Annotated in this window: 11 protein-coding genes and 1 pseudogene; 7 read left to right on the top strand and 5 right to left on the bottom strand. The window is 61.8% G+C overall.

Going from position 1 to position 6332, the window contains the following annotated elements:
- Positions 1-1009 precede the first annotated feature (1009 nt).
- Together KQ304_RS10650 and KQ304_RS10655 are read right to left on the bottom strand one after the other, a co-directional pair.
- Positions 1010-1222, bottom strand: coding sequence for a DUF3955 domain-containing protein (locus KQ304_RS10650; protein WP_259737059.1), 213 nt, complete (start codon positions 1220-1222; stop codon positions 1010-1012).
- Positions 1219-1635, bottom strand: coding sequence for a lysozyme inhibitor LprI family protein (locus tag KQ304_RS10655; protein ID WP_259737060.1), 417 nt, complete (start codon positions 1633-1635; stop codon positions 1219-1221). The genes KQ304_RS10650 and KQ304_RS10655 overlap by 4 nt, the downstream gene beginning before the upstream one ends.
- An 85-nt stretch (positions 1636-1720) precedes the next feature.
- Between KQ304_RS10655 and KQ304_RS10660 the strand changes: the two genes are divergently transcribed.
- Positions 1721-2071 carry a hypothetical protein gene (locus tag KQ304_RS10660; RefSeq protein WP_197210785.1) on the top strand — a complete coding sequence of 117 codons (351 nt, stop codon included), beginning with the start codon at positions 1721-1723 and terminating at the stop codon, positions 2069-2071.
- A gap of 8 nt (positions 2072-2079) precedes the next feature.
- Here the strand turns inward: KQ304_RS10660 and KQ304_RS10665 are convergent, their stop codons facing one another.
- Positions 2080-2370, bottom strand: a complete 291-nt coding sequence (locus tag KQ304_RS10665; RefSeq protein WP_259737061.1) for a hypothetical protein — start codon at positions 2368-2370, stop codon at positions 2080-2082.
- A gap of 67 nt (positions 2371-2437) precedes the next feature.
- Between KQ304_RS10665 and KQ304_RS10670 the strand changes: the two genes are divergently transcribed.
- Positions 2438-3037 carry a hypothetical protein gene (locus tag KQ304_RS10670; protein WP_259737062.1) on the top strand — a complete coding sequence of 200 codons (600 nt, stop codon included), beginning with the start codon at positions 2438-2440 and terminating at the stop codon, positions 3035-3037.
- Positions 3038-3323: 286 nt separating this feature from the next.
- A complete protein-coding gene (locus tag KQ304_RS10675) occupies positions 3324-3494 on the top strand; it encodes a type II toxin-antitoxin system VapB family antitoxin (RefSeq protein ID WP_259737075.1) in 171 nt (56 codons plus the stop codon).
- Here KQ304_RS10675 and KQ304_RS10680 read toward each other — a convergent pair.
- Positions 3438-3725: pseudogene (locus KQ304_RS10680) on the bottom strand (GNAT family N-acetyltransferase); the annotation flags it as partial. The gene KQ304_RS10675 and the pseudogene KQ304_RS10680 overlap by 57 nt on opposite strands.
- A gap of 55 nt (positions 3726-3780) precedes the next feature.
- Between KQ304_RS10680 and KQ304_RS10685 the strand changes: the two are divergent.
- Both KQ304_RS10685 and KQ304_RS10690 read left to right on the top strand, forming a co-directional pair.
- Entirely contained in the window at positions 3781-4074 is a 294-nt protein-coding gene (locus KQ304_RS10685; RefSeq protein ID WP_259737063.1) for a hypothetical protein, read from the top strand.
- Between the two features lie 109 nt (positions 4075-4183).
- Positions 4184-4921, top strand: a complete 738-nt coding sequence (locus KQ304_RS10690; RefSeq protein ID WP_259737064.1) for a hypothetical protein — start codon at positions 4184-4186, stop codon at positions 4919-4921.
- Between the two features lie 62 nt (positions 4922-4983).
- Here KQ304_RS10690 and KQ304_RS10695 read toward each other — a convergent pair whose 3' ends face one another.
- Positions 4984-5229, bottom strand: coding sequence for a GlsB/YeaQ/YmgE family stress response membrane protein (locus KQ304_RS10695; protein WP_185465399.1), 246 nt, complete (start codon positions 5227-5229; stop codon positions 4984-4986).
- Positions 5230-5511: 282 nt separating this feature from the next.
- On the opposite strand from KQ304_RS10695, the gene KQ304_RS10700 reads away from it, so the two are divergent.
- Positions 5512-5760 (top strand): AbrB/MazE/SpoVT family DNA-binding domain-containing protein, encoded by a 249-nt coding sequence (locus KQ304_RS10700; RefSeq protein ID WP_259737065.1) that lies wholly within the window; start codon positions 5512-5514, stop codon positions 5758-5760.
- The gene (locus tag KQ304_RS10705) at positions 5757-6089 is read left to right on the top strand and encodes a type II toxin-antitoxin system PemK/MazF family toxin (protein ID WP_259737066.1); all 333 of its coding nucleotides are present in this window, start codon (positions 5757-5759) and stop codon (positions 6087-6089) included. The genes KQ304_RS10700 and KQ304_RS10705 overlap by 4 nt, the downstream gene beginning before the upstream one ends.
- Positions 6090-6332: the final 243 nt, after the last annotated feature.

The raw sequence follows: 6332 nt of genomic DNA on the forward strand, positions 1-6332 counted from the left end.
AACTGCCGAAGCCTGGAAGGCTCGAACTCAGAAAGCAGTGCTGGCATGGCTTCTTAGCCGTTGCGAGGAGGACGTCAGATGCTTAGTCTGGTTAGGGCGCCACCAAGGAGGGGGTTACCGGACCCGCCTAATCAGCGTTAGATGCTCATAGAACAGAAACCCTCTCAGTAAACTCTAGTCGCTGGATCCAAGGCACACAAATGGCAGGCAGACCACCAAAGATACAAACAGCAAGAAATAGTTTTGATGCGGTCAGGCTGTCTTCTGACAACCTTGTAACTGCAATGCGCCCATATCTAACCATTTCCTACCGGAACACGACGCAAGCACTGAGAAGAAAGCAAGCGGAGAGAATTGTGTCATATTCGTTTATGACACTTATTGGGAGCTGGGAAGAGCTTGTGGATCTAGCCTATCTTAAATACCTAATTGGCGCAGCATCGCCGAACGGCACTAGGCCAACACTAGTAGTACCCCGTAGATCGTCTCTGCTTGATGCGGCACGCCTCTTGACGGGAAATCCCCAGTTCAACCCTAGTCAGCATTACCACGCATGGCCAAGTTGGAGCAGGGTTGTGAGAGACGCGAATCGTCACTTTCAGAATGGCGTACCGTTCTCTTCTGTATCACAAGCAGACCGAGCACTATTGGGGTATGCACAAGTGATCCGCAATCGCGTCGCACATAGATCCAAGAAATGTATCAATAGCTTCTTGGCCTCAGCAAGGCCGCATCTCGGCCTGCCGCATAATGCTGTCTTACCTCAAGGAATGGATGCAGGAAGGCTTCTTTCGGCTCCTGTGGCTCATTTATTCCCTATAATTCCAAACCAGATTTACTACGGAGCGTATAGCGACTTGCTTTACCGGATTTCTCGAGTAATCGCGCCTTGAAGATGGCATCTAACATCCAGATTCAGAAGACGGGCATGCAGAGCGTGCCTGGTGCCCCTAGGCATGATTTGCCCGCTTCTGATCTGGAGCGTTCGGAAGTGGCTCGGTACTGATCCTTACCGGCGCTTGGCTGGCTTCCTCCACAACAGGCCGGCGATCCCGGTCCCAATACCGGCTCCGCCCAGGAAATAGCCGATTGGAATCAGGGCGAAAGCTTCACTGAGCGTGCCATCGGCCTCTACCCGCACCCCGATCAGTCGGTAGGCCACGGCGCAGACCACCGCGCCGGTGAGCAGCAGCAGCGCGAGGCGGATGAGCGGGCGTTTCATGGCCGCAGCTGCTCCAGCAGGGTCTGGGTGAGCGTCAGCTCACAGCGCGTCGTGACGATTCCGTAGCCCGTCCCCTGGAAACTCACCGACTTGGCGTAGGCGCACACCTTGCGGCGTTCGGCTCGGAAAGCACGCGCTTGCTCGTTTGGGTCGGCACTCGTCTTGTAGGAGCCGGTGAGGTTGTCGCGCCAGAGCGACTGGAAGGTTTCGCTGGGCATTTGCCTGGCCTCGCTGGCCACTCGCACCAGGGCCTTCTCCAGCTCCCGATCCTTGGCTTGGAGGGCTTCCATCACGCAGCGGGTTTCGGCCACGGTGCTTTCTGATGGGGTGCAGACCTCCGCTGCTGGTGCCGGCAGCGGCAGCAGCAGCGGCACCAGGGAGGCGGCCAGCAGCAGGTGGAGACAGTTGCGCATCGTGGGCCTTTTCTCCAGACGGATTTGCCCCCAGATAGATTGTCATGCTGGGAGCTGGTGTTCCGAGTCGCCGCGCCTCTTCCCGATGACCAGCCTGTTCTCCCGGCTCCCACTGGTGCTCACGGCCATCGCCGGCTGCCTTGTCACCCACCCGGCTGCCGCATGGGCAGCCCCGGCCGGCAGCAACCTCGCGGTGCTGCTTCAGGCAGCGGGCGGCCAGCCCCTGGGCCTCTACGACGGTGTGCGCTTCGTGCGCATCAACGCCTCCGACGGCACCCGCATCACCGTCACGATCAACTGCGAGCAGGAGCTCTGGCGAGTGGCCCGCATTGAGCCCAGAACCGGCCGAGCGGACTTCCGCGACGATCGCTTCCAGAGTGCTGCCGGCATCGGACGCAGCCGCTGGTGCACCACCCCCGTGCGCACGATGGAGTGAGTCTGGGCTCACTCCTCCAGCAGCTGCACCTGGTACACGGCCACATTGCTGTGGGCAAGCGAGCGCACGATCTCAGGCACCATCTGCATCGGGGTGCAGAGCGTCAGTGAGCGGCGCCTGCCGGCGGCCATCTCCGCCAGGTGCTGGGGATCGATGCTGGTGGAGCGCTGCTGCGCTGCAGCCTCAAACACCTCCACCGCTGGGCTCTTCCCGGAACCCAGCACAAACAGCACCCGCCGGGGCGTCTCGCTGTAGTCGCGGCTGAGGGCCTCCAGTGCCGTGATGTCCGGGTGTGTCATGGCGTGATGGTGGCGGGGGGATTGCTACACCCACCTGGATAATCGATTGGCTTCCCTTTGCTCCCGCATGCTCCACCGCCGCTTCCTCGCCATCGCTGCTGTCAGCGCGAGTGTCATCGCCGGGGGCTCCCTGGTGCGTCCTGCCACGGCCGCCCAGGCGCTGGACTGCTGGATGAACGACAGCAAGCAGACCTGTCAGGTGAAGCCCTGGGGCAACGGGGGATTTGAGATCAGCTTCAGCGGCAGTGCCATCTATCGCTTCGTGCCGGCCGGTCCACCCACCACCGACAACCGCCGCATGCGTGATGAGCAGGGCCGCCTCTGGCTGATGAGCGGCCACCACAGCTTCACGCTCAGCGAGCAGAACGGCGATGGCAACCGAATCGCCGTCTCCAACGTCAAGAGTCGGCCCGCAGCGGCCGTGGATCACCAGGCCCACAGCAAGGTGAAACTCAGCGGCCATGGTCAGCCCACGGTGACCCTCTACGCCAAGCCCAACTACGGCGCCGCGATCGCGGGGATGGGGGTGTCGGGGGAAACGCTCGACAAGCTGGCGTGCACCTCAAACAGCCAGGGCACCTGGTGCCGGGTGGGCTACCCCGGCCAGAGCGGCCGGGTGCTGTGGGTGAACCGGGATTCGCTGATCTTCCTGGGGGATGGTGAATAAGGGATTGCTCCTGCGCTTGCTTGCCCTGGCCGGATTCCAGCCCTGGCCTTTGCAGCTGCCCATGCGATCGGGTTGGAGAAGCGCATCACCCAGCACTACGGCCGCTCCCGGCCGTCCCGTCCAAAAGCCCCGTTTCATGCCTGCTGAGCGGGCCCTTGCGCTGGCGCGCAAGCTGGCCGCCAGCGCGAGCAATCAAGATGCGGATGACATGCCTACGCTCTACACATCAGGGAGGCCGGCCATGCGCACGAACATCGTCATCGACGACCAGCTGATGCACGATTCGATGCAGGTCAGCGGCGCCCGCACCAAGCGGGAAGCCGCCGAGATCGGCCTGCGCACCCTCGTGGTAGCCGGGCTCCCCCAGCATTACAGCCCAGGTGTGCCTCATTTGGCTGGCAACGTCCAGCCCTGCTCGCCCCAGCTGGGCGCCAATACCCTGGCAGCGGTAGGTTGATGGCACGGCCAGTGGAGCCAGACCAACGCCGGTAGGTCCCGCCGCCGTGGTGACCGGCGAGAAGGCCACATGGCCGACGATCTGTTCCTGATCTGTAGCGACGAGGGACACCGTGAGCCGCCCGGCTTGGCGCAGTGCCATGACCAGCCGGGCCTCCAAGGCACCGTTCATCAGCTCGTTCCTGGTCAAGGATGGGCAGCTGCAGCAGTGCCTTCTCGCTTGTGGCGGCATTCTGTTCTAGGTAAGGAAACTCTCACGCTCCTGTGGGAGCCCTCGGTCGTGAACGGTGGCCCTCCTCGCTGAACTTCTGGTCGGACAACCCGGACACAGTCTGATCGTGGCTCTGGTCCTGCTGGCTGGCTGGTCCCTGCTGCGCTTCTCCGGGGCCATCAGCAGGCGATCGGCCCAGCCTCTGCTGTGGTCCTCCGCGGGCTGGGGGTTGTATGCCGCCTGGGAAGCGCTGGTGCAGCTGCAAACGCCCGAGGCCAACATCCGGGTCGATCTGCTGCTGATCTGGCCGCTGCTGGGCGCGCTCACGCTGTACGGGTTGATCAGGTGCGCGATCGCTGTCAGACGGTGAGATGGGTGGGGGGGATCGGAATGAACGAGCCCGGAATGGTGTGCTAAGTAAAGTATAAGGCTGGCCCAGTGAGGCGATCCGAGCCGAGTTCCGATTCCCTACTTCCCTGATGATTCGCAGCCTTCGTCAAACCTCCGCAGCCCTCGGCGCGGGCCTTCTTCTGGCGGGGCTTTCCGCCCCCTTCGCCCCAGCGGCCATGGCCGAAGTGCTGGTCAGGGCCCAGGGCCGTTGCAAGCTGATGAGCGGTGGCTACGAAGCCTTCAATGGGCACTGCACCTTCAAGCACAAAAAGGCAGGCAACACCGATGCCTACGTCGTCAAGCTTGATGATGGCACGGATTTCATCTTCTCCGGCCCAGGCGTGCAGGCCCTTAGCGTGCAGACCTACGCCGGTGTCCGCAACGTGAAGCACAAGGCTCAGGCGGATCATGAGGTCTTCAGCTGGAACGATGGCGAAGCCCGCAGGCTCTCGGTGCGTCTCGACCAGGTCCAGAATCCTGATGTCCGCTTCGACGATGCACCCCAGAAGGCTGACGCCGGCTCCCTGCTGGGTGCGGCGGTGGGTGCCCTGATCGGCGGCCTGATCTCAGGCAAGCCGGTCACCACCACGGAGCCTGCCCGTGAAGGAGCTCCGGTGTCCGATCTGCAATCGCTGGTGGGCGCCAGGGGAGGGCAGGCCGAAGGAACCCTGACATCGAAGGGCTACACCTACCGCGGTGGCACCAAGCTGGCCGACAGTTCCTTCACCTACTGGGAGCAGCCCTCCACGAACAACTGCGTGACGATTCGCACCACCGACGGCCGTTATCAGTCGATCACCTACACCAAGCGGAGCGACTGCAACTGAGCCATCAGCATGCTCAACCCCTGGGGCCATCCAGCCCCAGGTTTTTTATGGGGCCTCGCCCTTCAGGCGCGCCTGATCACCCGCAGCACCACCAGAAGGATCACGGCGCCGAGCGTGGCCACCACGATGCTCCCCAGCACACCCCCTCCGACGGCACCACCCAGACCGCTGAAGAGCAGGCCACCGATCAGGGCCCCGATGATGCCGACAACCAGATCACCGATCAGGCCGAAGCCACCGCCTTTGACCAGGACACCAGCGAGCCAACCGGCAATGACCCCCACCAGCAGAAACCAGAGAACGTTCATGAGCTCTCATCCTTGTTCTTGAAGATCAACAAAAACGTAGACGCGAGGGCAAGCCAAGAGCCATGCAGGCTTAAGTTCCTTACAGACTTGTTGCAAGTCCTGGGCATTCGCCAGATCAGAGAGAATGGGGGCACTCCGAACAAGCCCCTGGAGTGGTCAGGCCGCCGCAGCTCTCTGCTGCTCCAGTCACCGCTTGCCTGCCACTCAGGGTCAGCGTTAGCCAGAGCAGGGGGATGCGCGGAAATCACCACCGTGGCTACAATGTGAGCACGTGTGCAGGGTGTGGTCGTGGTGCGAGCGAAGCTGGTCAAAATCGGCAACTCGAGAGGGATCCGCCTCGCCAAGCCACTGCTTGAGGTTGCGGGGCTGGCTGACGAAGTCGAGATCGAAGCGGCTCCAGGGGTTCTGACCATCAGGCCATCCGCTCATCCGAGGGCTGGCTGGGCAGAGGCGGCATCGTCTTTGGAGCCAGAGGGACTTCTCGATGAAATGAGCGCCACCCGGTTTGATGACGAAGAGTGGTCCTGGTGACTGAAGAACACGTCTCAAGAGGCGATATCTTCCTTGTCGCGTTAAATCCCACGCGAGGATCTGAAATCAGGAAGACGAGGCCTTGTGCCGTAGTGTCACCGAACGAGCTGAATGCTCACCTTCGCACTTTCATTGTTGCGCCGCTCACAACTGGCGGCCATCCATACCCATTTCGAGTGCGTTGCAGGTTTGATGGCAAGGACGGCCATGTTGTGGCTGATCAGCTGAGAGCTGTAGACAGAGACCGTCTCGTCAAGCGATTGGGGAGTCTGTCGGAGACCACCCTGAATGAGCTGCTGGGTGCTCTTCAGGCGATGTTCGCGGTGTAGATGCCTGGCTAACACAGCCATGCACCTGACCCGCCACCTTCAATTTCCCGAAGCCCAACGAGATCCCGAACCAGAAGCTCTCAGCAGGAAGGTGATAGCGAGCGCTAGGAGGCTGTTGCGCGTAGATCACTGCCGACCTTCTCCACAGACGCCCATGAATCTGCCCAGATCCTTGTGACTGCAATGGATCTGGGCGAGAGAATGGGGCATGCAGAAGCCCAAGACCTTCCGTCCCTGGCAGCC

Source organism: Synechococcus sp. CS-1329, assembly GCF_025128055.1.
Taxonomy (GTDB): domain Bacteria; phylum Cyanobacteriota; class Cyanobacteriia; order PCC-6307; family Cyanobiaceae; genus Regnicoccus_A.